Origin of the sequence: Arthrobacter sp. zg-Y1171, assembly GCF_025244845.1 — a bacterium.
Classification (GTDB): Bacteria; Actinomycetota; Actinomycetes; order Actinomycetales; family Micrococcaceae; genus Arthrobacter_B.
The window spans coordinates 1052461-1074125 of the sequence record NZ_CP104264.1; the positions used below are offsets into that span (position 1 = coordinate 1052461).

Sequence of the window (21665 nt, forward strand, 5' to 3'; positions counted from 1 at the left end):
GGTTGAATGAGGAAACTCCGGGACCCGAAGATGCAGGCCGCCGCGGAGCTTCCCGTCCCGTGTCCCAACCCCTACCGGAGACGCTTCCGAACGGTATGCTGCCGCCCGGTAAATACGCGGTGTGGAGGGGACGGTGGTACCGGGCTGCGCGGCTGCGTAAGGGGTTCATCACTCTGTTCCATGAGGCGGCGCCGCCGGGACCGGAATGGACCTCCATTTCGGCGAGGGATGGACGAGGCGGGCACGCCTCGTGGACCCTGGAAATCGCCGATTATGAGGTGGACCGTTTTGTGAGGCTCGCCGTGACCGCGACGTGGCATGGCAACAAGATCGGCATCGCCAGGTATGCCGACGGCGTCGTTCACGCCTGGGTGGAACCGCACCCGGCCCAGGAACCGAAGATTGACCGGGGAGAAATTCCCGAGATTGTCCAGGTCGATCGGATTGAGTATGTGGGCACCTTCCGGTGGGAGGATCTGGAAGACATCAGGATGGAAGAAAAGGACCTGATGCAGTAGGAAGTGTTTGTCGCTGTCTGAGGGCAGTTTTGATCGTCGGAAACGGTTGTTTCTTAGAACAACCAATTCCGGTAGTAATGGTTTGGCGGCGGTATATTTCCTGGCTATGTGGAGTTCCAGCGGCACGAAATTGACCGGTTCGTACGGTACGTGGAGGGGGCAGGAAGTCGAGGTTGATTCGACGACGCCTTATGACAGAACGATCTTGCTTATTAAATATGGCGGAAACTCTCCAGGTGTGGGCTGGATGACGATTGACCATGGGGACCAGTTCCCCTCGCCCGGCGTCAGGCATTCGCTGAGGGTTCCATATGAGGAGGTTTCGAAGATTCACGCCGTGCGGGCAACTGGAGAGTTGAGCCCCAGGGGCGTCGTGACGATCCATGGTGAGGATCAGGGCGGAAACCTTGCTGTTATTACCAAGTTCACCACCGACCTTGGACTGAAGGAGCGGTTGCTGAAAGATCACGGGTTCCATACGTTTCATGACGAGCCCGTCACCCGGTCGGCGGTTTTCGGTTGGCTCCAAGCTGCCTTGGTCGGCAATATCAAGTCCGAACTCTCGTGGCGGAAAGACGACGACTTATGATTCTGAAGCGGAACGGGATGCGGACAACGACAGCCCGGCCGGTCCGGCGTCGTAGTCCCGCACCGCTCCCGGAACCGGACGCGATACGGCAAGATTGGTTAGGTGAGCACAGCCAAGACATCTCCTGAACCCACGGACACCGAAGCCGCCGTCGAATCGGTCAGCACAGACGCCCCGCCCGCAGAAGACCTGCGCGAGGAGTACCAGACACTTGCTGAGCAGGTGCGCCGCTACCGCTTCGCGTATTACAACGAAGACGCACCCCTGGTTTCGGACGCGGAATTCGACCGGCTCTACCGCCGCCTGGAAGAGCTCGAGGCGCTGCACCCCGAGCTGGTCACCAATGACTCACCCACCCAGGAAGTAGGCGGCGAAGTATCCGCCGCCTTCGCCCCGGTGGAACACCTGCAGCGGATGTACAGCCTCGAGGACGTTTTCTCCCTCGATGAGCTCGACGCCTGGATACGCAAGGCCGAAGCCTCCGTTGCAAATATTGCCCCCGGTGCGCAGATCAAGTGGCTCACCGAGCTGAAGATCGACGGCCTCGCGGTCAACCTGCTCTACCGCAACGGCGAACTGGTCCGGGCCGCCACCCGCGGGGACGGCACCACGGGCGAGGACATCACCCACAATGTACTGACCATCGCCTCCATCCCGCGCACCCTCAAGGGCGAGGACCTCCCGGCGGAAATGGAAATCCGCGGGGAGGTCTTCATCCCCTCCAAGGAATTCGCGCACCTCAACGAAACCATGGTGGAAGCGGGCAAGGCGCCCTTTGCGAACCCGCGCAATGCCGCTGCCGGTTCCCTGCGGCAGAAGGACCCCGAAGTCACCGCCCGCCGCCCGCTGAGCATGTACGTGCACGGCATCGGGGCACGCGAAGGACTCAACGTGGCGAGCCAGTCCGAGACCTACGAACTGCTGAAGCAGTGGGGACTGCCGACGTCGCCCTATTACAAGGTGCTCGACACCTATGAGGAAGTGCTGAAGTACATTGCCGACAACGGCGAGCACCGGCACGATCTCTCCCACGAAATCGACGGCATCGTGGTCAAGGTGGACGACTTCGGGCTGCAGCGCGCCTTGGGCAACACGTCCCGCGTGCCGCGCTGGTCCGTGGCCTACAAGTACCCGCCGGAGGAAGTGAACACCAAGCTGCTGGACATCCGCGTGAACGTGGGCCGCACCGGCCGGGTCACGCCCTACGGGATGATGACGCCGGTGCTGGTCTCCGGCTCCACGGTGGAAATGGCCACGCTGCACAATCAGGACGTGGTGAAGGCCAAGGGCGTGAAGATCGGCGACACCGTGGTGCTGCGCAAGGCCGGCGACGTGATCCCCGAAATCGTGGGCCCCGTCGTCGCACTCCGCGACGGCACCGAACGCGACTTCGTGATGCCCACCCACTGTCCCTCCTGCGGCACGGAATTGAAGCCGGCCAAGGAAGGGGACGTGGATATCCGCTGCCCCAACTCCAAGTCCTGCCCCTCCCAGCTGCGCGAGCGGGTGTTCCACCTGGCCGGCCGCGGTGCCTTCGATATCGAAGCGCTCGGCTGGGAGGCAGCTATCGCCCTCACCTCGCCGGCCGAGCCGGAAACCCCGCCGCTCACCAGCGAGGCGGGTCTGTTCGACCTGTTGATCGAAGACCTGGCCGACGTGCGGATCGAACGGCCGAAGCGTGTGAAGGGCGTGGTGGACGGCACCGAACTCGTGCCGTACTTCTACACCAAGGGCACCGCCAAAAAGCCGTCCGTGCCCAGCGCCACCACGCACAAGCTGTTTACCGAGCTGGAGAAGGCCAAGACCCAGCCGCTGTGGCGGGTCCTCGTGGCCCTGTCCATCCGGCACGTAGGCCCGACGGCGGCACGCGCCCTGGCGGGTGCCTTCGGTTCCATGGACGCCATCCGGGCTGCGACGGAAGAGCAGCTGGCGCACGTCGACGGCGTCGGACCCACCATCGCCGCGGCGCTGAAGGAATGGTTCGCCGAGGACTGGCACCGCGAGATCGTGGACGCCTGGGCCGCCGCAGGGGTGCGGATGGCCGACGAGCGCGACGAATCCGTGCCGCGGACGCTGGAGGGCCTGACCGTCGTCGTCACCGGCACGCTGCCCAACTTCAGCCGCGACGAGGCCAAGGAAGCCATCCTGACCCGTGGCGGCAAGGCTTCCGGCTCGGTCTCCAAGAAAACCGACTATGTGGTGGCCGGGGAGAACGCGGGCACCAAGCTGGACAAGGCCGAGCAGCTGGGTGTGCGTGTGATCGACGAAGACGGCTTCCGCACGCTGCTGGCCGAGGGGTCCGTGCCGGGCGGGCCGGTACCTGAATCCGAGCCGACCGAGGAGTCCGAATGATGCCGTTGCCCGACGCAGCTGACCCGCTGGAACTGCTCGAAGTGGCCCGCGAGGCTGCCGCAGCGGGTGCCGCTGTGCTGGCACAGCGCTCTGCCGGCGGCCTCAACGCGGTGAACAAGAGTGCCGACGGCGACTGGGTCACGGACTTCGACACCGCCGCCGAGGTGGCGGTCCGGGAAGTCCTGGCCCGCCTGCGTCCGCACGACGTCGTGCTGGGGGAGGAGCTGGAACCGGCTGTCCCGGTGCATCCCTCCGGCATCCGCTGGTCCATCGATCCGCTGGACGGCACCACCAACTTCATCCGCGACATCGTCTATTACGGCACCTCGGTGGCGGCGGTGAACGACGACGGCGAGTGGCTGGCCGGCGTCGTCCACGCTCCGGCGCTGGTACGCGTGTATTCGGCGGCCCGCGGGCACGGCGCCTGGCTGGCAGAGCACGGCAGTGTCCGGAAGCTCACCGGTCCCGATCCCCAGCGCGTCGGAAAGCTGCTGGGCACCGGGTTCTCCTATGATGCTTCGGTGCGTTCCGAGCAGTACGCGGCCCTGCCCCAGCTGGCCGGGCAATTCGCCGATGTGCGGCGCCTGGGGTCCGCGGCCCTGGACCTGTGCATGGTGGCGGACGGTTCCCTGGACGCCTATATCGAGCGCGGTCTCAACGAATACGACTACGCAGCCGGTGCCCTGATTGCCGAGGAAGCCGGTGTGCCTGTCCAGCGTCCGCCGCAGCCTGCCGACGATGCCGAGCGGCTCGACGCCGTCACTGTCGCCGGGGCAGCGCTGCTGGGTTAGCTGCGGCTGGACGCTAGTCTGCCACGGCACTTCCGCCGGCCCCGGATGCATGCCATTCATCGGCCAGGAGCGCGTAGCGGAGGTCATCCAGCCAGCGCCCCGAACGGTGGAGGGACCCCTGGCGGAACCGCCCCTCACGCCGCATCCCGGCTTTTTCCATGACCCGCCAGGAAGCGGTGTTGTCGGCGAAACACTCCGCCACCACCCGGCGCAGGCCCAGGTCCTCGAAGCAGACGCGCATTAGTGCAGTTACAGCTTCGCTCGCGTACCCCTGCCCGGCGAACTCCGGTGCAATGACGTAGCCGATCTCGGCCTGCGTGCCGCGCGCCAACTCCTCTACCTCCTGCTGCGCCCACGCGTCCTGGCGGGCAAGATAAAGGTCACCGACGAGGGTTCCGGCCTGTTCTACGGCAAAGGTGGCCGCCAAATGCTCCGGCTGCCGGAGCCGCTCCACGAAGGCGTCCACGTCCGTGGGCTGGGCTGTCATCCACTGCGCGACCTCGGGCTTCCGTCGGTACTCAAACATGCGCGGCAGGTCTTCGGCTTCGGCGGGACGGATGGTGAGGCGGGGTGTGATGACGGGCCAGCGGGTGGCCGTGGGATTCGCGGTCATGGCACCATGATGGCCTATCCGGTTCCCCGGACGCTCCTGGCGGTCCGGGCACTCGTCTGGCAGCGGGCGGCGATGATGATCTCCCGGCTCGCCGCTTCCACAAAGGGGCCGTCGTGCCAGTCCCCGTACCAGTGGGCGGAGCTGAATCCGGCTTCCTGCACCGGCTGCGACACGGTCAGTTCTTGAACTCGGTCGGCTCAGCGGAGCCTAAAGGGGACAGGTGCGGGTAGGTAATTGGGCACGAAAGACGGGTATTTGGGTTTTTCAGGCGCTACGTTTTCAGCCTGTTTTTGGGCCTGAAATGTCAGTGCCGGATGAAATCCTGAGGTATGGAACAGCTCGGGAATGCCGAACCAACAACTGAAGAGCAGAGTGGTGAGAACCAGCAGTCGGAGGGCACAGCCGGTGATGGCGAGCAACCTTGTTCTTCAGTCACTCTGGCTGTATATAGGGCGGAACTGATTGAGGCCTCGGCAGAGGCCGCTGCAGTGCCCGTCGACGACGCTGCTGGGACTACTGGAACTGCCGGCACTGCATCCGCTCGGTCTGACGATTCGTTCAACTCGGACCCAGCGAAGGATGCCGGGACCGCTACCGGCGGTGCTGAAAGTCCAGCCGACATCTACCCGGATGGCTTCACTGGGACACTGGCCCTGCAGAACCTTGAAGCCTTCGACGAGCAGACGGTCGGTGAAGCCCTGTCCCGGATGGCGCACCTGCTCGCGTGGACGCAGGCGCTGGAAGCCCGTCTGGTGCACCGGATGGAACAAATTTTCCGGGACAGGTTCCAGGCCGCGTCGGGGAGGGTCGAGCCCGGTATGGCGTTTAGTCTTGCGGCGTCGGAATGCGCCGCCATTTTGAACGTTCCGGAGGTGACGGGCCAGCGGCTGCTGAGCGAGGCCAACCGGCTGTGCGGCACCCATTCCGCGACGCTGGCCGGGTTGGAGGAGGGACGGTTCTCGTACCAGCATGCGCAGGTGGTCCTGGAGCAGTGCCAGAACGTTCCGCCCGACAAGCTGCCAGGGTTCGAAGCGGACCTGTTGGCGGCCGCTGAGGGTCAAACGCGGGCGCAGTTCTCGGCTAAGGCCCGGCGGCTGCGGGAAAAGAAGTTTCCAGAGACCGTCAGCAAGCGGCACCTGACCGCGCTTGAGCAGCGGAAGGTCATCCTGGACCGGGAAGAGGACGGGATGTCCTGCCTGTCGGCCTGGCTACGGGCTGCGGAAGCGCAGCAGATCTACACGGCACTCAGTACTGCGGCCCGGGGTGAGCAGGCGGGAGGGGATTCACGTTCCACGGACCAGTTGCGTGCGGATATTCTGGCGCAGCTGTTGATGGGCAGCAGTCGGGGACTCTTCACCTCGCCTGGAACCCCGGACGAGACTGGAACCGGGCGTGGGACCGGAGTCAGACGCACCACCGGGCGCACTGACACTGACACTGGCGCTGACGCAGCCACCCAGGACGAGGAAGGAAGCGGCTTTGGTGGCGCTTCGGAGGGTGCGCCCTATCGCCGTTCCAGGCCGGACGAGGAAATCGTCCCAAGGGCGGAGATCATGGTCCTGATCAGCGCCGAAACCCTCTTCGGAGCCGACGACAAGCCGGCAGAACTGCATGGCTACGGGCCCATCAGCGCCGAAGAAGCCCGCCGACTGGCGCGCAACGCCGTCGGATGGACCGGACTGGCGCAGGATCCGCAGACCGGAGAGATCCTGGGCGTGGGTCGGCGCAGAAGAGTCCCGGCCGGGCTCCGGCGCTGGCTCCGGGCGCGGGACGGAACCTGCAGGTTCCCGGGCTGCCGGGTGAGCACCGCGAATTCGGACATCGACCACACGACCGACTGGGCCCAAGGCGGACCCACGGACCATGGGAACCTGGAACACCTGTGCCGTCGGCATCACCGGTTCAAGACCCTGGGTTACTGGAAAGCCTCCCAATCCGTGCCGGGGGTAATTGAATGGACCTCGCCGACAGGCCGGGTTTATCGGACCGAGCCCTTCTTGGAACTGGATCTGCCAGGTCCGGCAGTAAGCCGGAGTACGGATCCCCGGCAGGAGAATTTCACCCAGACGGATTCAAGGCCCAAGAGTTCAGTGCGGCACGAGTCCCGGCAGGAACAGGCACCGCCATTCTGAGCGGGTACGGCTCGGTTACCATTGCCGGTTTCTCCACTGCCAAGCTGCCCCGCAGGCTCGGGCCACCTCCGGCCACCTCCGGCAGCGGGGGTTACCGACAGGTGCCGGACTGGAGCCGGCAGTGCGATTGTGGCCACTCGCCTGACTTAACCCAGACCTGCCAGCCTGCCGCCCGCCCCACCGTCTCCCACCTGCCGCCTGCAACCTGTAACCTGCACCCCACCGTCTCCGAGCCGAGTTGCCGCCGACTGACTGCTAGGTTCGTCGGTGAGCAGCCACAATGATCTCCCGGCTGGACGCTTCCATGAACGGCCCGCCCTCCCAATCCCCGTACCAGTCCACGGATCGGAACCCGGCCCGGTCCAGCAGGTCCTTCAGCACCTCTGCCCGCACAAACTTCAGGGTGCTGCGGCTGATGAACCGCTCGCCGTCGGACCGGAAGACGGTGCGGTCCTCGAACGTGACCAACGCGCCGTCGGGCTGGTCTTCCACCGAGATCAGCTCCCACTCCACCTCCAGCGTTCCCGCCGAAGATTCCTGGACCGACGGGCCAGCATTGCCGCTGTCCCACTCCAGCCAGGCCTTCGCCGCAGGATTCCGGGTCTCGAAATAGAAGGTGCCGCCGGGCACGAGCCGGGATCGAACGGCCGTCAGCGTTTCGAGGATCGCGGCCTCCGTCAGGAGGCACTGAAACGCATGCCCGGTCATCAGGGCAGCATCAAACGGACCCTGCGGCAGATCCGCGGCGGTGCCCTGCAACCAGGTGACCCTCTCGCCGCCCTCGCGAGACCGCGCCACCTCCAGCATGCCGGAGGCCGGATCGACGCCGGTCAACGTGTGGCCCGCCAGCGCCAGACGCACGGCGAAACTGCCGGTGCCGCATCCGACGTCGGCGATGCGGAGCGGCTTATCGCCGATAAGGCCGGCATAAAAGTCGGTGTCCCATTGCCCGGCATTGTCTTCGTCATAGAGAGCCACGAGCCGCGGCTCGTTGTAGAACGTGTCAACCATCATTCCCCCGGATTTCGGACAGTTGACCCGAATCCTACCGGGATTAAGCCCTGAGGAAAGGACCGTCCTCGGGGGCACTTTTCCGCGCTCCGCCGTCGGATAATTTATTCCGATGCATCCCGTGCAGCATCGAGTCACAGGAGGAAAACGCATGCCTAAGAAAGCACCCACGGCCCCGCGCAAAACCATCCGCGGAACTCCCGAGCCAACAGCGGTCGCGCTGCAGACTCCCACCCCGCGGACTTCAACCCCGCAGACCCCGCCCACCCCGCAGACCCCACTGACTCCACAGACCCCGCCGGAACTGGACGCGGCCTACTTCGCCCGCCTGATCGACGAGCGGATGGAACACACCCGTGAGCAGATCAGCACATTAACGGCCGTGATCCGGGAAGTCACCCTGGCCGCCAAGGACATTCCGGCAGACGACGAACACGATCCCGAAGGAACTACGGTTTCCGTAGAGCGGGCCAACGAGGTGGCACTCCTGGCCGCAGCGGAAACATCGCTCCTTGAACTGATGGAGGCACGGGAACGCCTGAACACCGATAGCTACGGCATCTGCGAACGCTGCGGGACGGCGATCCCGGCGGCCCGGCTCGAAATCCGGCCCGAAACCCGCTTCTGCGTGGAGTGCGCTTCAGCCCGCCGGCGGTAAGCGCACCGGCGACGGTGCGGTTGAACCGTGTGCGCCGCCTCACCGCCGTCCGGAAACGCGGCGGGGCGGGGATAGAATCTACGTGCACTTCAACCAACACCTTAAGGACTCGTACCACGCATGAGCATCACCATCCGGCTTGCCACCGAGGCTGACTTTGACGACATCCGCCGGATTACCCGTGAGGCTTACCTGCACGGCAATCACATCGAGGCTGACAACCCCTACGTCAAGGAACTGGAAAACGTCGAGGACCGCGCCAAGCACACCGAGCTGTGGGTAGCAGAGCTCGACGGCAAGGTGGCTGCCTCCGCCGCAATCACCTACGCGGGCCAGCCCTACACGGACATCGCCATTGAAGGCGAACTGGAATTCCGGATGCTCGCCGTGGATCCGACCCTCCAGCGCGGGGGAGTGGGCCGCGCGATGGTTAACGCCATTGTCGATTACGCCCGGAACAAGGACGGTATCGAGGCCGTCAGCCTCACCAGCATGACCACCATGCTGAACGCCCACGCCCTCTACCTGTCCTGCGGGTTTGAACGCGTTCCGGAACGGGACTGGACCGTTCCCGGCGAAGACTACATTCTCTGGGTGTTCCGCAAGGCCGTTTAGCCCTCAATCAGTACGCGGCCCCGACCGTCCCGGTGCCCGACGGCGGCGGGACGGCTTTTGCGCGTCGGCAGCGTGTTGCAGCGCGCCGGCAGGGTGTGGCGGCGGCCTCCATGCCCTGCCCCGAAACGCCGTAGACTGGAACGGATACCGGCGTAAAGCCGAAAAACGTTCCTAAAAGACGCATGGGAGACTCATGTCTGAGATCAATCGTGAGGCTGTGGCGCATCTGGCGCGGCTGGCCCACATTGAGATGACCAACGACGAGCTGGACAAGATGGCCGGCGAACTCGATGTCATCGTGGATTCGATCAAATCCGTAAGCGAAGTTGCCGGCGAGGACATCCCGGCAACCTCCCACCCCATCCCGCTGGTCAACGTCTTCCGTGAAGACGTTGTGGGGCAGACGCTGACCAATGAAGAAGCACTGTCCGGAGCCCCGGACAACGCCGCCGGCCGCTTCAAGGTCCCTGCCATCCTGGATGAGGAGTAAAAGCTTCCATGAGTGAACTGATTACATCAAGCGCCGCACAGCTGGCCGCCAAGCTGGCTTCCGGCGAAGTGTCCGCCGTCGAGGTCACACAGGCCCACCTGGACCGCATCGCGGAGGTGGACGGCGCCATCAACGCCTTCCTGCACGTCAACACCGATGAGGCGCTGCAGGTTGCCGCCGACGTCGACAAGGCCCGCGCCGCCGGCGAGGAACTGCACGAACTGGCCGGCGTCCCCATCGCCATCAAGGACCTGATCGTCACCAAGGGCCAGCCCACCACGGCAGGCTCCAAGATGCTCGAGGGCTGGATGAGCCCCTACGACGCCACGGTGATCTCGAAGATCCGTGCCGCGCGCATGCCGATGCTCGGCAAGACGAACCTGGACGAGTTCGCCATGGGCTCCTCCACGGAACACTCCGCCTACGGCCCCACCCGCAACCCGTGGGACCTGGACCGCATCCCCGGCGGCTCCGGCGGCGGGTCCGCTGCCGCCGTCGCCGCTTTCGAAGCACCGCTGGCACTGGGCACCGACACCGGCGGCTCCATCCGCCAGCCGGCCGCCGTCACCGGCTCCGTGGGCGTGAAGCCCACCTACGGCGGCGTTTCCCGCTACGGCGCAATCGCCATGGCTTCCTCGCTGGACCAGATCGGCCCGGTCTCCCGCACCGTGCTGGACGCCGCGCTGCTGCAGGAACTCATCGGCGGCCACGATCCCCGCGATTCCACCTCCCTGACGGACCCCGTGGGTTCACTGGCCGACGCCGCCCGCAACGGCAGCGTCGCCGGCATGCGGATCGGCGTCATCAAGGAACTGCAGGGCGAAGGCTACGAAGCCGGCGTCCAGGCCCGCTTCACCGAGTCCCTGGACATGCTGCGGGATGCGGGTGCGGAAATCGTTGAGGTGTCCTGCCCCAACTTCAAGTACGCACTCGGCGCCTACTACCTGATCATGCCGTCCGAGGCCTCCTCGAACCTGGCCAAGTACGACGGCGTCCGGTACGGCATGCGCGAGCTGCCCGCCGAGCCGCCGCTGACCATCGAACGCGTCATGAGTGCCACCCGCGCCGCCGGCTTCGGCGACGAGGTCAAGCGCCGCATCATCCTGGGCACCTACGCCCTGTCCGCCGGCTACTACGACGCCTATTACGGCTCGGCCCAGAAGGTGCGCACCCTGATCCAGCGCGACTTCAACGCCGCGTTCGCCCAGGCCGACGTGCTCATTTCCCCGACCTCGCCCAACACGGCGTTCAAGCTCGGCGAAAAGCTGGACGATCCGCTGGCCATGTACCTGAACGACGTCGCCACCATCCCGGCCAACATGGCCGGCGTCCCGGGCATTTCCATCCCCGGCGGCCTGTCCGACGGCCTGCCCGTCGGCATCCAGTTCCTGGCCCCGGCCCGCGAAGACATCCGCCTCTACCGTGCCGGCGCAGCCCTGGAGGGCCTGCTCGAGCAGAAGTGGGGCGGCCCGCTGCTGGCCTCGGCACCCGTACTCGGAGGAGTGAAGTAAATGTCCGTCCATATCCAGGATGAAACCCTGTCCTTCGAAGAGGCCATGGAGAAGTACGACCCAGTGCTGGGGTTCGAGGTCCACGTGGAGCTGAACACCAAAACCAAGATGTTCTCCGACGCCCCGAACATCTTCGGCGACGAGCCCAACACGGCCGTCACCCCGGTCGACCTGGGCATGCCCGGCGTGCTGCCGGTGGTGAACAAGAAGGCCGTGGAGTACTCGATCCTCATCGGCCTTGCGCTGAACTGCAAGATCGCCGAATCCTGCACCTTTGCCCGGAAGCAGTACTTCTACCCGGACACGCCCAAGAACTTCCAGACCTCCCAGTACGAAGACCCCATCGCGTACGACGGCTACCTGGACATTGAGCTTGAAGACGGCACCGTGTTCCGCGTCGAGATCGAACGCGCGCACATGGAAGAGGACGCCGGCAAGCTGACCCACATGGGCGGAGCCACCGGCCGCATCCAGGGCGCAGACTTCTCCCTGGTGGACTACAACCGCGCCGGCGTGCCGCTGGTCGAGATTGTCACCAAGCCGATCGAGGGTGCCGGCTCGCGTGCCCCCGAGCTGGCGAAGGCCTACGTGGCGGCCATCCGGGAAATCGTGAAGAACCTGGGTGTCTCCGACGCGAAGATGGAGCGCGGAAACGTCCGCTGCGACGCCAACGTTTCGCTGCGCCCCTACGGCCAGGAAAAGTTCGGCACGCGTTCGGAAACGAAGAACGTGAACTCGCTGCGCGCCGTCGAACGCGCCGTCCGGTTCGAAATCCAGCGCCACGCCGCCGTCCTGGACTCCGGCAACACGATTGTCCAGGAGACCCGGCACTGGCACGAGGACACCCGGTCCACCACCTCCGGCCGGCCCAAGTCCGACGCCGATGACTACCGGTACTTCCCGGAACCGGACCTGGTTCCCGTGGTCACCACCACGGAATGGATCGAAGAGCTGCGCTCCCGCCTGCCCGAGCCGCCGGCCGAGCGCCGCAAGCGGCTCAAGGAAGACTGGGGCTACTCCGACGCCGAGTTCCGCGACGTCGTCAACGCCGGAGTCATGGAAGCCATCGAGGAAACCATTGCCGCCGGTGCGTCCGCGCAGGTGGCCCGCAAGTGGTGGATGGGTGAGGTTGCCCGCCGCGCCAAGGAAGCCGAAGTGGATCCGGTGGACGTCGGCGTCACGCCCGAGCTGATCGTGGAACTGGACCGCCTGGTGCAGACCGGCAAGATCAACGACAAGCTGGCACGCCAGGTGCTCGACGGTGTCCTCGCCGGCGAAGGCGCCCCGGAGGAAGTCATCGAGAAGCGCGGCCTGGCCGTGGTGTCCGACGACGGCCCCCTGCTTGAAGCGATCGACGCCGCCCTGGCGGCCCAGCCGGACGTCGCGGACAAGATCCGCGGCGGCAAGGTCCAGGCCGTCGGCGCCATCGTGGGCGGGGTTATGAAGGCCACCCGCGGCCAGGCCGACGCCGGCCGCGTCCGCGAGCTGATCCTGGAACGCCTCGGCGTGCAGGGCTAACGCACCGAGAGATCGTGGGGGGACCCCGGCAGGCATTGTGCCTGTCGGGGTCCTGCTGTGTGTGGCCCGCTGTGTGTGGCCCGCTGCACACCCGGCGGGTACGCTGACGAAATGGCCAACCTTCCCGCTGCCGAAATCTCCGCCGACCCTGCGCTGGTGCGGCAATTGGTGCGGGAGCAGCACCCGGACCTGGGCGGGCATTCCCTGACGCAGGCCGCCAGCGGCTGGGACAACTACATTTACCGGCTGGGCACGGAGTATGCGATCCGGCTGCCCCGCCGGCAGTCCGCCGCCGGACTCACGGCCAACGAGCAGCGCTGGCTCCCGCAGCTGACCGCCGACGTGCCCGTATCAACCTCAGCCCCGCTGTTCCGCGGGACCCCGTGCGAGCTCTATCCCTGGCCGTGGAGCATCACCGCCTGGTTTGACGGCCAGGACGTGTCCTTATCGCCGCGGGACCGCAACGTTGCCCTGGCCGAGCCGCTGGCCGCCTTCCTGAACGCCTTTCACCGGCCGGCACCGGCGGGCTATCCCCGCAATCCGTTCCGGGGCGGACCGTTGGCCGGTCGGGACGAAGCAGTGCAGGGCAGGTTGAACAGCGGCATGGTTCCCCACGCCGCCAGGGTGCAGGAACTCTGGGACCAGGCACAGGACATCCCGGCCTGGACCGGGCCCCCGCTGTGGCTGCACGGCGACCTGCACCCGGCGAACCTGGTGGCCAAGGACAACACCCTGCAGGCGGTCATCGATTTCGGCGATCTCACCGCGGGTGATCCGGCCACGGACCTAGCTGCCGCCTGGCTGGTGTTCGACGCCGAGGGCCGGGACACCTTCCGCCGCAGCCTGGGCGACCAGTACGACGGCGACCCGTACGTGTGGGAGCGGGCGCGCGGCTGGGCGATCTGCATGGCCACCATCCTGCTGGCGAACTCCGACGATGCCCCGGGGCTGTACCTGGTGGGCTCGGAAACCCTGATGGAGATCCTCACCGGCGACCGGGAGAGGTTCTAACCCGGTGGCGGCAGGCAGCTGGAAGCATTCTGTCCGGATTTCCACTGAAGGCGACGGGCACGTGCAGGAGGACACCTGCGGCTACGCAGGTTCCACGGCTTGGGTAATCGACGGCGCCAGCTCCCTCTTGCCTCAGCTCGGGCTGCCCGGCCCCTCTGACCCGGCCTGGTATGCCCGGAACCTTGACCTGTTACTGACTGATGCCGCGGTTGCCGTTGGGGTTGCGCCTGCGCCGCAGGTGCTGGCCGATGCCCTGACCCGGATGGACCAGCTGGCCCGTACCCTGGCCGGCGAGGAGCGGATCCGTTTCCCGTCTGCGGCCCTGTGCCTGGCCCAGCTGACCGGGGACGGCGTGGAGATCCTGGCACTGGCGGACTGCCACGCGGTGGTGGAACTGGAAGACGGTTCGTTGGTGCACGTCACCCATGAACCCGCCGATATCCGGATCGGCACGGAACATTCGGCGGACCCGGCGCGCGAACGCGAGATGCGGGTACTGGACCGGGAACTGCGCAATACCCCGGGCCGGCTATGGGTCGCCCGGCGGGAAGCCGAAGCCGCTTACCAGGCCCGCACAGTCCGGCTCGGCCCGGCACGGCGGGTGGTGCTCGCCTCCGACGGTGCCTGGCGGGCAGTGGACCTGGGCATTGTCGACGGGCCGGGCGGCTTCCTGGCGGCGGCAGGCTCCGCCGTCCCCGCGCAGGAGATGCTGTTGGCCCTGCGCACGCTGCAGTCGGGGCTGGGGGAAAGCGCTGACGACGCCACCATCCTGACCTTGGAAAGGACCTCCCATGACGGCTGACATTTCCTGCGACGTCCTGGTGATCGGCGGAGGGATCGCCGGCCTGTCCCTGGCCGCCGAACTAGCCTCGCGGCTGGCGGCATCCCCGGAAACCCGGGGGAGGGCCGGCGGGGTTGTCCTGGTGGAAGCTGAACCGACCTTGGGCTACCACACGTCTTCCCGCTCGGCCCGGCAGCTGATCCCCAGCTACGGTCCGCCCGTTATCCAGGACCTGACCCTGCGTACCCTGGCATTGATTCGGGCAGCGGAAGCAGATCTGCCCGAACCGATCCTGGCGCCCCGGAGCTTCCTGCTGATCGGGGATGAGGAGGCGGTGCGGGACAGGGCAAGCGCCCACATGCATCCGGTCATGCCGGCTGAAGCCCTGGGACTGGCTCCGGAGCTGCGGCCGGAGACTTTCAGTGCTGCCGGATTGGACACCACCTCGGTGTCCTGCAACACGGACGCCCTGCTGGAATTCCATCGGGCACGGCTGCTGGCAGCGGGGGGCCGGATTATCACCGGGCAGCGGGTCGAAGCTGCCCGGCAGGCAGGGGAGGGGACGCTGTGGAAAGTGTCTGCTCCGGGCATGCGTTTCCAGGCTTCAACGGTGGTCAACGCGGCCGGCGCCTGGGCAGACACCCTCGCCGGTGTCTTTGGGGCGCAGTCCCTGCGGCTCACGCCCTACCGCCGCACCGCCGCCGTCGTCGACGTTGAGCGACCGCTGGAAGCCGGCGCACCGATGGTGGCTGACGCCTCTGACCGGTTCTACTACAGGCCGGAGGGCAGGCAGGTACTGATCTCGCCGTCGGAGAGTGAGCCAAGCGTGGCGGAGGATGCCCGGCCACGGAACGCGGATGTGCAGGCGCTCGTGAAAGTGGTGAACAGCGTCACAACCATGGGTATCACCGGGGTTGCCCGAGCCTGGACCGGACTGCGGACGGAGGCACCCGACGGGGTGCCCGTGGTCGGCTGGGATCCAGCCGTGCCGGGGTTCTTCTGGCTGGCGGGACAAGGCGGATACGGGTTCCAGACCTCGTCCGCCGTCGCAGAGCTGGCAGCAGGGATCCTGCTTGGCGAGGCCGGGGGAAAAGAGGCCCGGAACGCCCTTAGCCCCGCTCGAGTGCAAGTGTGACGAAAGTCTCACCAATCGGCGCGTAACGAATCAGCCAAGGTGCGCGCGTATGGTCATTAGGCTCCCGAGACATGCCTAGAGTTGTACTAACAAGCGCGTTCCCAAAAACCCGAATGCATTAAAACTTCGGTGCCCGAAAGGTCAGTCTCAGTGCCAGATTTCTTGCCGCCAAAATTTGTTGGCGTGCAGCAGCGTCCGCTTTACATCCGGGTTCGTTCCATCCTGGAAATTCTCAGTACGCTGTGGCTGATTTCTGCCGTTATCGGCATTGGTTTCTTTTCCGGCGGGACCACATCGCTCGCCTTTTCCCTGATTCTTCTTTACGGCACGGGTGCGGCCCTGCTGGTTGTCATTACGGCGCTTTACCGCGTCCTCTCCCGTGCGGCACGCCAGCGGGTTGAGGCCGCCCCCGATGACAACGCCGCCGCCGTGTTCGTGGACACCACCCGGTCAGCGACCGAAGAAATCATGGCCGCTCTCCGTCCGGCCGCGCCGTATGGCCGCCCCGGCGTCTCCGTGCGGATGCCCCAGTCGGTGGATGCCCTGGATGTGGCCGCAGCGCTGACGGCACGGACGGCTGCAATGACCTCTGCCGTGGCCGCCGAGAAGTCCGCGGCCGCCGCCGCTGCGATGGTTGCTCCCGGAAAGTCGACTGGCAGCACGTCCGCAGTGAACAAGTCGGTCGTAAACAAGTCGGCCGTAAACAAGTCCGCCAGTAAGAAGAAGGCTGCTCCGAAGCAGCCTGCCCAGCCCAAGAAGGCACAGGCCGCCAAGTCCCGCCCCGCCAACAACAACGGCTCGCGCGGCACCGCCAGCCAGGCCTCCACTGCTCCGAAAAAGAACACCGGCGGCAAGAAGCCGGGTTCGGCCGGGAAAGGTTCCGGTGGGGAGAAGGCCTCCAGCAGCGGGTCTGCCGGAACCAAGAAGCCTGAACGAGCCGCGGCTCCGGAAGTGAGCATGCCCGGGATCCGCACGGCCCAGCAGGAAATTCTTCCCCGCCAGGCCGGTGCCCCGTCCTGCGGTCTCTCAGCCGGTGCAACCCGTCCCGCAGGTCCGGGCCCGCGTCAGCTCATCGCCGCCTGACCGTCCGCGGCGCCGCATACTCAGGTAGTTGTCAGGTTGTCTTCAGCACCTACCCAGACGGGCCGTTTATCGTCGTTAGTACCTCATAAGGGTGCGAGTGATGAATGGACCGAGTAGTGACCGGTCCGGACGCCGGCAGACTAGGGTTGTTTCCCCCAACCAGCCCCAAGTCTGCCGGCGTTTTCCCTTTTAACCCGCAGGTCTTGCCGGCCCGGTGCTATTCGGCGCTGAACTCGCGGAATTCTCCGGTGGCCGGGGAAAAGGATTCCTCCACGCCGACCACCACGCCCGGAGCCTTCGGGCCGCGCAGGAATTCCCGAAGTCCGTCCAAGGCCGGTTCCCTGCCCTCGGCCACCACGTGGACGGATCCGTCCGCCGCGTTGGAGACCACGCCGGTCAGGCCCAGCTGCACGGCCTGCCGAAGGGTGCGGTACCGGAATCCGACGCCCTGGACCTCCCCGGTAATCCGGGCCGTCAGCCGGCGGGCGGTTCCTTCCGGATGCTCTTGCTCGTTCATCTGGACAGCGTAGCTGCATCTCCAATGCGTCGCGCGGGGTGACCGCACGGGAGCGCCGCGACGGCCGGAGGTTCTTCGAAGCGAAAATCAGTGCAGGCGGGTTCCCAGCTCTGCCTCCACCGCTGCCAGCAGGGAGCCGCCGTCGACGAGCACCCTGAGAGCCTCGATTTCCGGGGCGAGGTACCGGTCCGGACCGGGCCCGGGGACAACAGTCCGAATCACGGCCCGTGCCGCCGTCACTGCGGGAGCGCTGCGGGAAGTGGCCGTGCCGCCGTCGCGCATGTCCAGCCCCCGCGCCGAGGTCAACAGCTCAATGGCCAGTACCCGGGTCAGTCCGTCCAGCGCCCGGCGCAGCTTCAGCCCCGCCGCCCAGCCCATCGAGACATGGTCCTCCTGCATGGCGGAGGACGGGATGGAATCCACCGATGCCGGCACCGCCAGGCGCTTGAGCTCCGAGACAATTCCGGCCTGCGTGTACTGCGCGATCATGTGCCCGGAGTCCACACCGGGGTCGTGGGCGAGGAAGGCATTGAGGCCGTGGCTGCGGGACCGGTCCAGGAACCGGTCGGTGCGCCGCTCGCTCATGGAGGCAACGTCCGCGACGGCGATGGCCAGGAAATCCAGCACATAGGCCACCGGCGCACCGTGGAAGTTGCCGTTGGACTCCAACCGTCCGTCCAGCGTCACCACCGGGTTGTCGATGGCCGAGGCCCGCTCGGCTGCGGCCACGGCTTCGGCATGCAGCAGCGTGGAGCGGGCGGCGCCATGAACCTGGGGCGCGCAGCGCAGCGAGTAGGCATCCTGCACCCGGGTGAATCCGCCCGTCTTCTGCTCCTCGATCAACGCCGATCCGGACAGGACCGAGCGGATGTTCTCCGCCGACTCGCTTTGCCCGGCCTGGGGCCGCAGTGCCTGGAGGTCGGCGGCAAACACACTGTCGCTGCCGAGCAGGCCTTCCACGCTCATGGCCGCGGCGAGATCCGCCGTGGCCAGCAGCCGGTGCAGGTCCGCAATGGCCAGGGTCAGCATCCCCAGCATCCCGTCCGTGCCGTTAATGAGCGCCAGTCCCTCCTTCTCCTGCAGCTCCACCGGTTCCAACCCGGCCGCGGCGAGCGCTGCCGAGGCGGGCACCAGCTGCCCGCCGGCGTCGCGCACTTCCCCTTCACCCATCAGCGCCAGGGCACAGTGGGAGAGGGGAGCGAGGTCTCCAGAGCAGCCCAGGGAGCCGTACTCGCCGACCACAGGGGTGATGCCCGCGTTGAGTATCCCCGCGTAGGCCAGCGCGACGGCGGGACGCACTCCGGTCCGGCCCGTGGCCAGCGTGGCCAGGCGGTTGAGCATCAGGGCACGCACCACTTCCCGGTCCACTTCGGTGCCCGACGACGCCGCGTGGCTGCGGATCAGCGAGCGCTGCAGCTGGATGCGCTGCTCCGGCGGGATCTGCTTGACCGCCAGGGCACCGAATCCGGTGGAGACGCCGTAGTGCGGCTTGTCGTCTGCGGCCAGGGCCTCGATGACCCCGCGCGAGGAGGCCATGGCAGCCAGGGCCTCGGGAGCCAGCGCCACCCGCACCCCGTGCCGGGCGACGGCGAGGATATCCTCGCCGGAGAGCGGACCAACCCCCAGCTCGACGGCGGCGTCCACGTTGTTGTTGCGTAGCTGCATGCTTGTTCCTTCTGCGCTTGGAGGGCCCCGGTTGCTATCCATCTTGCCCTTTCAACCCGGTGCGGAGAGGGACCCGGACAGATTCCGCTTCTGGGATCCCAGACACTGGCCTAGACTCTGGACATGCCAGCCGCCTATACCCGTGTCCAGGTCCCGGCCGCAGCCCAGGTCCTGGCCATCCTGCGCTATCTGGGCCAGCAGGCCGGTCCGGTCAGTGCGTCCGCGGTCGCGCGGGACCTTTCCTTGCCGCGCTCCACCACCTACCACCTGCTCGCGGCGCTGGTAAGCGATGGTTTTGCCGTGCACCTGCCGGAAGAACGCCGGTATGCCCTCGGTGCTACGGCACACGAAATGGGCACCGGCTATGCCCGGCAGGCTCCGCTGCAGCGGATTGCCCGGTTCCCGCTGCGCCGGCTGGTGGCGCAGACCCGCTTCACCGCGCATCTGGCAGTGCTGCAGGGAACGGACGTGATTTACGTGATCGAGGAACGGGCTCCGCGCCAGCAGCCGCTGGTAACCGACGCCGGCATCCGGCTTCCGGCACACCGGACTGCCAGCGGCCGGGTCCTGCTGGCCGGGATGACCGGTGCCCAGCTGCGGGCGCTCTATCCGGATCCGGGGACGGTACGGTCCTCCCGCAGCAGCGGCGCCGGCCTGCCGGGCCTGCTTGAAGAGGTCCGACGGCGCGGCTATGCCTGGGAAGAGAATGAAGTCACCGAGGGATTCTCTTCCATTGCCGTGCCCGTACCGGACCGCTCCGGGCACGCGGTCGCCGGCCTGACCCTGACCGCGCCCAACCTGGCCCCGGCACCGGGCATCCAGGCGCTGGCAGGCCAGGTCCTGCCCGATCTGCTGCGGTGCGCCGCAGAGCTTTCCCGCCGGCTCGGCGCCCGGCCGCAGCCTGCTCCCAATGTGTCTGGAATCCCAGACGTCCGCAGCGGGGTGGATGACCCCTGAACCGCCCGGGGCTACGGTCTGGCTATGTCTTCCACCTCTGACCCGTCCCGCCGCATCCGGGCGCCCCGCGGCACCACCCTCACCGCGCACAGCTGGCAGACCGAGGCGCCGCTGCGGATGCTGATGAACAACCTGGACCCGGAAGTAGCCGAACGGCCCGAGGACCTGGTGGTCTACGGCGGCACCGGACGGGCCGCCCGCAGCTGGGAGGCCTACGACGCCATCATCCGGACCCTCTCCACGCTGGCCGACGATGAAACACTGCTGGTGCAGTCGGGCAAACCGGTGGGGGTTTTCCGCACCCACGAATGGGCGCCGCGTGTCCTGATCGCCAACTCCAACCTGGTGGGGGACTGGGCCACCTGGCCCGAGTTCCGCCGGCTGGAAGCGGAGGGCCTGCTGATGTACGGCCAGATGACGGCCGGTTCGTGGATCTACATCGGCACCCAGGGCATCCTGCAGGGCACTTTTGAAACCTTCGGAGCCGTGGCCCGGAAGCTCTTCGGCGACGAAAACGCCACCCTGGCCGGCACCCTGACCCTGACCGGCGGCTGCGGCGGAATGGGCGGCGCGCAGCCGCTGGCTGTCACGCTGAACGGCGGAGCGGTCCTGATTGTCGACGTCGACGAGGCCCGCCTGCGCCGACGCGTCGGGAAGCGCTACCTGGACGAGGTGGCACCGGACCTGGACGCCGCCGTCGCCCGCGTCATGGCTGCACGGAACGAAAGACGTGCCCTGTCCGTGGGGCTGGTGGGCAACGCCGCGGAAGTGTTCGAGGAACTGCTGCGCCGGCAGCTGGCCGGGGAGGTCACCATCGACATTGTCACCGACCAGACCTCCGCCCACGACCCGCTGAGCTATCTGCCCGCCGGCATCCCCGTGGACCGCTGGCAGGCCGAAGCCGCCGCGGACCCGGAAGGCTTCACCAAGCAGGCCCGCGAGTCCATGGCCCGGCAGGTTGCCGCCATGGTCGGGTTCCAGGACGCGGGTGCCGAAGTCTTCGACTACGGCAATTCCATCCGGGACGAGGCACGCCAGGGCGGCTATGCGCGGGCCTTCGACTTCCCCGGCTTTGTCCCCGCGTACATCCGTCCGCTTTTCTGCGAGGGAATGGGGCCCTTCCGCTGGGTGGCGCTCTCCGGCGATCCGCAGGACATCGCGGTGACCGATGCAGCCATCAAGGAGCTGTTCCCCGAGAACTTCCGCCTGCACCGCTGGATCGACGCCGCGGCCGAACATGTGGAATTTGAAGGCCTGCCCGCGCGCATCTGCTGGCTGGGCTACGGCGACCGTGCCAAGGCCGGGCTCCTGTTCAACCGGCTCGTGGCCGAGGGCAAGGTGAGCGCGCCCATCGTGATCGGCCGGGACCACCTGGATTCGGGGTCGGTGGCCTCTCCCTACCGGGAGACCGAGGCCATGGCGGACGGGTCGGATGCCATTGCGGACTGGCCGCTGCTCAACGCCCTGCTGAACACCGCTTCCGGAGCCACCTGGGTGTCCCTGCACCACGGCGGCGGCGTGGGCATCGGCCGGTCCATCCACGCCGGCCAGGTGGGCGTGGCGGACGGAACCGAGCTGGCCGCCCGTAAACTGGAAACCCTTCTGACCAATGATCCGGGCACCGGCGTGATGCGGCACGCGGACGCCGGCTACTCCCGGGCCGCGGACGTCGCCGCCGAACGCGGAGTACGCATCCCCATGAACGAATAAGCACCCCG

The 21665-nt window shown here is 66.8% G+C and carries 21 protein-coding genes; 16 read left to right on the forward strand and 5 right to left on the reverse strand.

The genetic code is table 11. The features are described 5' to 3' along the window. Nucleotides 1-59: 59 nt before the first annotated feature. From N2L00_RS04895 to N2L00_RS04910, 4 genes are all read left to right on the forward strand, one after another. Nucleotides 60-518, forward strand: coding sequence for a hypothetical protein (locus N2L00_RS04895; protein WP_255767096.1), 459 nt, complete (start codon nt 60-62; stop codon nt 516-518). 7 nt (nt 519-525) lie between these two features. Next, nucleotides 526-1107: a hypothetical protein gene (locus N2L00_RS04900; RefSeq protein ID WP_255863412.1), complete on the forward strand. Its 582-nt coding sequence runs from the start codon at nt 526-528 to the stop codon at nt 1105-1107. Between the two features lie 102 nt (nt 1108-1209). Beyond that, on the forward strand, nt 1210-3459 hold the full coding sequence (gene ligA / locus N2L00_RS04905; protein ID WP_255863411.1) for an NAD-dependent DNA ligase LigA: 2250 nt from the start codon (nt 1210-1212) through the stop codon (nt 3457-3459). Then, entirely contained in the window at nt 3456-4250 is a 795-nt protein-coding gene (locus tag N2L00_RS04910) for an inositol monophosphatase family protein (RefSeq protein WP_255863410.1), read from the forward strand. The genes ligA and N2L00_RS04910 overlap by 4 nt, the downstream gene beginning before the upstream one ends. 13 nt (nt 4251-4263) lie before the next feature. Here N2L00_RS04910 and N2L00_RS04915 read toward each other — a convergent pair whose 3' ends face one another. Next, nucleotides 4264-4863 carry a GNAT family N-acetyltransferase gene (locus tag N2L00_RS04915; protein WP_255863409.1) on the reverse strand — a complete coding sequence of 200 codons (600 nt, stop codon included), beginning with the start codon at nt 4861-4863 and terminating at the stop codon, nt 4264-4266. A gap of 14 nt (nt 4864-4877) precedes the next feature. Then, entirely contained in the window at nt 4878-5036 is a 159-nt protein-coding gene (locus tag N2L00_RS04920; protein WP_255863408.1) for a hypothetical protein, read from the reverse strand. 315 nt (nt 5037-5351) lie between these two features. On the opposite strand from N2L00_RS04920, the gene N2L00_RS04925 reads away from it, so the two are divergent. Beyond that, nucleotides 5352-6995: an HNH endonuclease signature motif containing protein gene (locus tag N2L00_RS04925; protein WP_255863407.1), complete on the forward strand. Its 1644-nt coding sequence runs from the start codon at nt 5352-5354 to the stop codon at nt 6993-6995. 255 nt (nt 6996-7250) lie between these two features. Here N2L00_RS04925 and N2L00_RS04930 read toward each other — a convergent pair whose 3' ends face one another. After that, a complete protein-coding gene (locus tag N2L00_RS04930) occupies nt 7251-8009 on the reverse strand; it encodes a bifunctional 2-polyprenyl-6-hydroxyphenol methylase/3-demethylubiquinol 3-O-methyltransferase UbiG (protein ID WP_255863406.1) in 759 nt (252 codons plus the stop codon). Nucleotides 8010-8157: 148 nt separating this feature from the next. Here N2L00_RS04930 and N2L00_RS04935 point away from each other — a divergent pair, with 148 nt between their 5' ends. The 9 genes from N2L00_RS04935 to N2L00_RS04975 all read left to right on the forward strand — a co-directional run bounded on the left by N2L00_RS04935 (nt 8158) and on the right by N2L00_RS04975 (nt 16808). Next, on the forward strand, nt 8158-8664 hold the full coding sequence (locus N2L00_RS04935) for a TraR/DksA C4-type zinc finger protein (protein ID WP_255863405.1): 507 nt from the start codon (nt 8158-8160) through the stop codon (nt 8662-8664). A 120-nt stretch (nt 8665-8784) separates the two neighbouring features. After that, nucleotides 8785-9279, forward strand: a complete 495-nt coding sequence (locus tag N2L00_RS04940; RefSeq protein WP_255767105.1) for a GNAT family N-acetyltransferase — start codon at nt 8785-8787, stop codon at nt 9277-9279. A gap of 193 nt (nt 9280-9472) precedes the next feature. Next, a complete protein-coding gene (gene gatC, locus N2L00_RS04945) occupies nt 9473-9769 on the forward strand; it encodes an Asp-tRNA(Asn)/Glu-tRNA(Gln) amidotransferase subunit GatC (RefSeq protein ID WP_227924393.1) in 297 nt (98 codons plus the stop codon). 8 nt (nt 9770-9777) lie between these two features. Continuing rightward, complete coding sequence (gene gatA, locus N2L00_RS04950; protein ID WP_255863404.1) at nt 9778-11280, forward strand: Asp-tRNA(Asn)/Glu-tRNA(Gln) amidotransferase subunit GatA; 1503 nt, start codon at nt 9778-9780, stop codon at nt 11278-11280. Then, nucleotides 11281-12798, forward strand: coding sequence for an Asp-tRNA(Asn)/Glu-tRNA(Gln) amidotransferase subunit GatB (gene gatB, locus N2L00_RS04955; protein ID WP_255863403.1), 1518 nt, complete (start codon nt 11281-11283; stop codon nt 12796-12798). A gap of 111 nt (nt 12799-12909) precedes the next feature. After that, entirely contained in the window at nt 12910-13809 is a 900-nt protein-coding gene (locus tag N2L00_RS04960; protein ID WP_255863402.1) for an aminoglycoside phosphotransferase family protein, read from the forward strand. 61 nt (nt 13810-13870) lie between these two features. After that, nucleotides 13871-14611, forward strand: a complete 741-nt coding sequence (locus N2L00_RS04965; protein WP_255863401.1) for a protein phosphatase 2C domain-containing protein — start codon at nt 13871-13873, stop codon at nt 14609-14611. Continuing rightward, nucleotides 14601-15725: an FAD-binding oxidoreductase gene (locus tag N2L00_RS04970; RefSeq protein WP_255863400.1), complete on the forward strand. Its 1125-nt coding sequence runs from the start codon at nt 14601-14603 to the stop codon at nt 15723-15725. Before N2L00_RS04965 ends, N2L00_RS04970 begins: the two co-directional genes overlap by 11 nt. A gap of 183 nt (nt 15726-15908) precedes the next feature. Continuing rightward, nucleotides 15909-16808 (forward strand): hypothetical protein, encoded by a 900-nt coding sequence (locus N2L00_RS04975; RefSeq protein ID WP_255863399.1) that lies wholly within the window; start codon nt 15909-15911, stop codon nt 16806-16808. Nucleotides 16809-17025: 217 nt separating this feature from the next. Here the strand turns inward: N2L00_RS04975 and N2L00_RS04980 are convergent, their stop codons facing one another. Both N2L00_RS04980 and hutH read right to left on the reverse strand, forming a co-directional pair. Continuing rightward, nucleotides 17026-17325 carry an acylphosphatase gene (locus N2L00_RS04980; protein WP_255767113.1) on the reverse strand — a complete coding sequence of 100 codons (300 nt, stop codon included), beginning with the start codon at nt 17323-17325 and terminating at the stop codon, nt 17026-17028. Nucleotides 17326-17412: 87 nt separating this feature from the next. Continuing rightward, nucleotides 17413-18990 carry a histidine ammonia-lyase gene (gene hutH, locus N2L00_RS04985; RefSeq protein WP_255863398.1) on the reverse strand — a complete coding sequence of 526 codons (1578 nt, stop codon included), beginning with the start codon at nt 18988-18990 and terminating at the stop codon, nt 17413-17415. 123 nt (nt 18991-19113) lie between these two features. Here hutH and N2L00_RS04990 point away from each other — a divergent pair, with 123 nt between their 5' ends. Both N2L00_RS04990 and hutU read left to right on the forward strand, forming a co-directional pair. Beyond that, complete coding sequence (locus tag N2L00_RS04990) at nt 19114-19947, forward strand: IclR family transcriptional regulator (protein WP_255863397.1); 834 nt, start codon at nt 19114-19116, stop codon at nt 19945-19947. 24 nt (nt 19948-19971) lie between these two features. Then, nucleotides 19972-21657 carry a urocanate hydratase gene (gene hutU, locus N2L00_RS04995; protein ID WP_255863396.1) on the forward strand — a complete coding sequence of 562 codons (1686 nt, stop codon included), beginning with the start codon at nt 19972-19974 and terminating at the stop codon, nt 21655-21657. Nucleotides 21658-21665 lie beyond the last annotated feature (8 nt).

Excerpts from the sequence above, each read along its gene's own strand:
- gatA (WP_255863404.1), top strand. The coding sequence starts at position 9,778 with ATGAGTGAACTGATTACATCAAGCGCCGCACAGCTGGCCGCCAAGCTG.
- N2L00_RS04930 (WP_255863406.1), bottom strand. The coding sequence starts at position 8,009 with ATGATGGTTGACACGTTCTACAACGAGCCGCGGCTCGTGGCTCTCTAT.
- N2L00_RS04910 (WP_255863410.1), top strand. The coding sequence starts at position 3,456 with ATGATGCCGTTGCCCGACGCAGCTGACCCGCTGGAACTGCTCGAAGTG.
- hutU (WP_255863396.1), top strand. The coding sequence starts at position 19,972 with ATGTCTTCCACCTCTGACCCGTCCCGCCGCATCCGGGCGCCCCGCGGC.
- N2L00_RS04915 (WP_255863409.1), bottom strand. The coding sequence starts at position 4,863 with ATGACCGCGAATCCCACGGCCACCCGCTGGCCCGTCATCACACCCCGC.
- N2L00_RS04960 (WP_255863402.1), top strand. The coding sequence starts at position 12,910 with ATGGCCAACCTTCCCGCTGCCGAAATCTCCGCCGACCCTGCGCTGGTG.
- N2L00_RS04970 (WP_255863400.1), top strand. The coding sequence starts at position 14,601 with ATGACGGCTGACATTTCCTGCGACGTCCTGGTGATCGGCGGAGGGATC.
- N2L00_RS04940 (WP_255767105.1), top strand. The coding sequence starts at position 8,785 with ATGAGCATCACCATCCGGCTTGCCACCGAGGCTGACTTTGACGACATC.
- N2L00_RS04935 (WP_255863405.1), top strand. The coding sequence starts at position 8,158 with ATGCCTAAGAAAGCACCCACGGCCCCGCGCAAAACCATCCGCGGAACT.
- hutH (WP_255863398.1), bottom strand. The coding sequence starts at position 18,990 with ATGCAGCTACGCAACAACAACGTGGACGCCGCCGTCGAGCTGGGGGTT.
- N2L00_RS04990 (WP_255863397.1), top strand. The coding sequence starts at position 19,114 with ATGCCAGCCGCCTATACCCGTGTCCAGGTCCCGGCCGCAGCCCAGGTC.
- gatB (WP_255863403.1), top strand. The coding sequence starts at position 11,281 with ATGTCCGTCCATATCCAGGATGAAACCCTGTCCTTCGAAGAGGCCATG.
- gatC (WP_227924393.1), top strand. The coding sequence starts at position 9,473 with ATGTCTGAGATCAATCGTGAGGCTGTGGCGCATCTGGCGCGGCTGGCC.
- N2L00_RS04980 (WP_255767113.1), bottom strand. The coding sequence starts at position 17,325 with ATGAACGAGCAAGAGCATCCGGAAGGAACCGCCCGCCGGCTGACGGCC.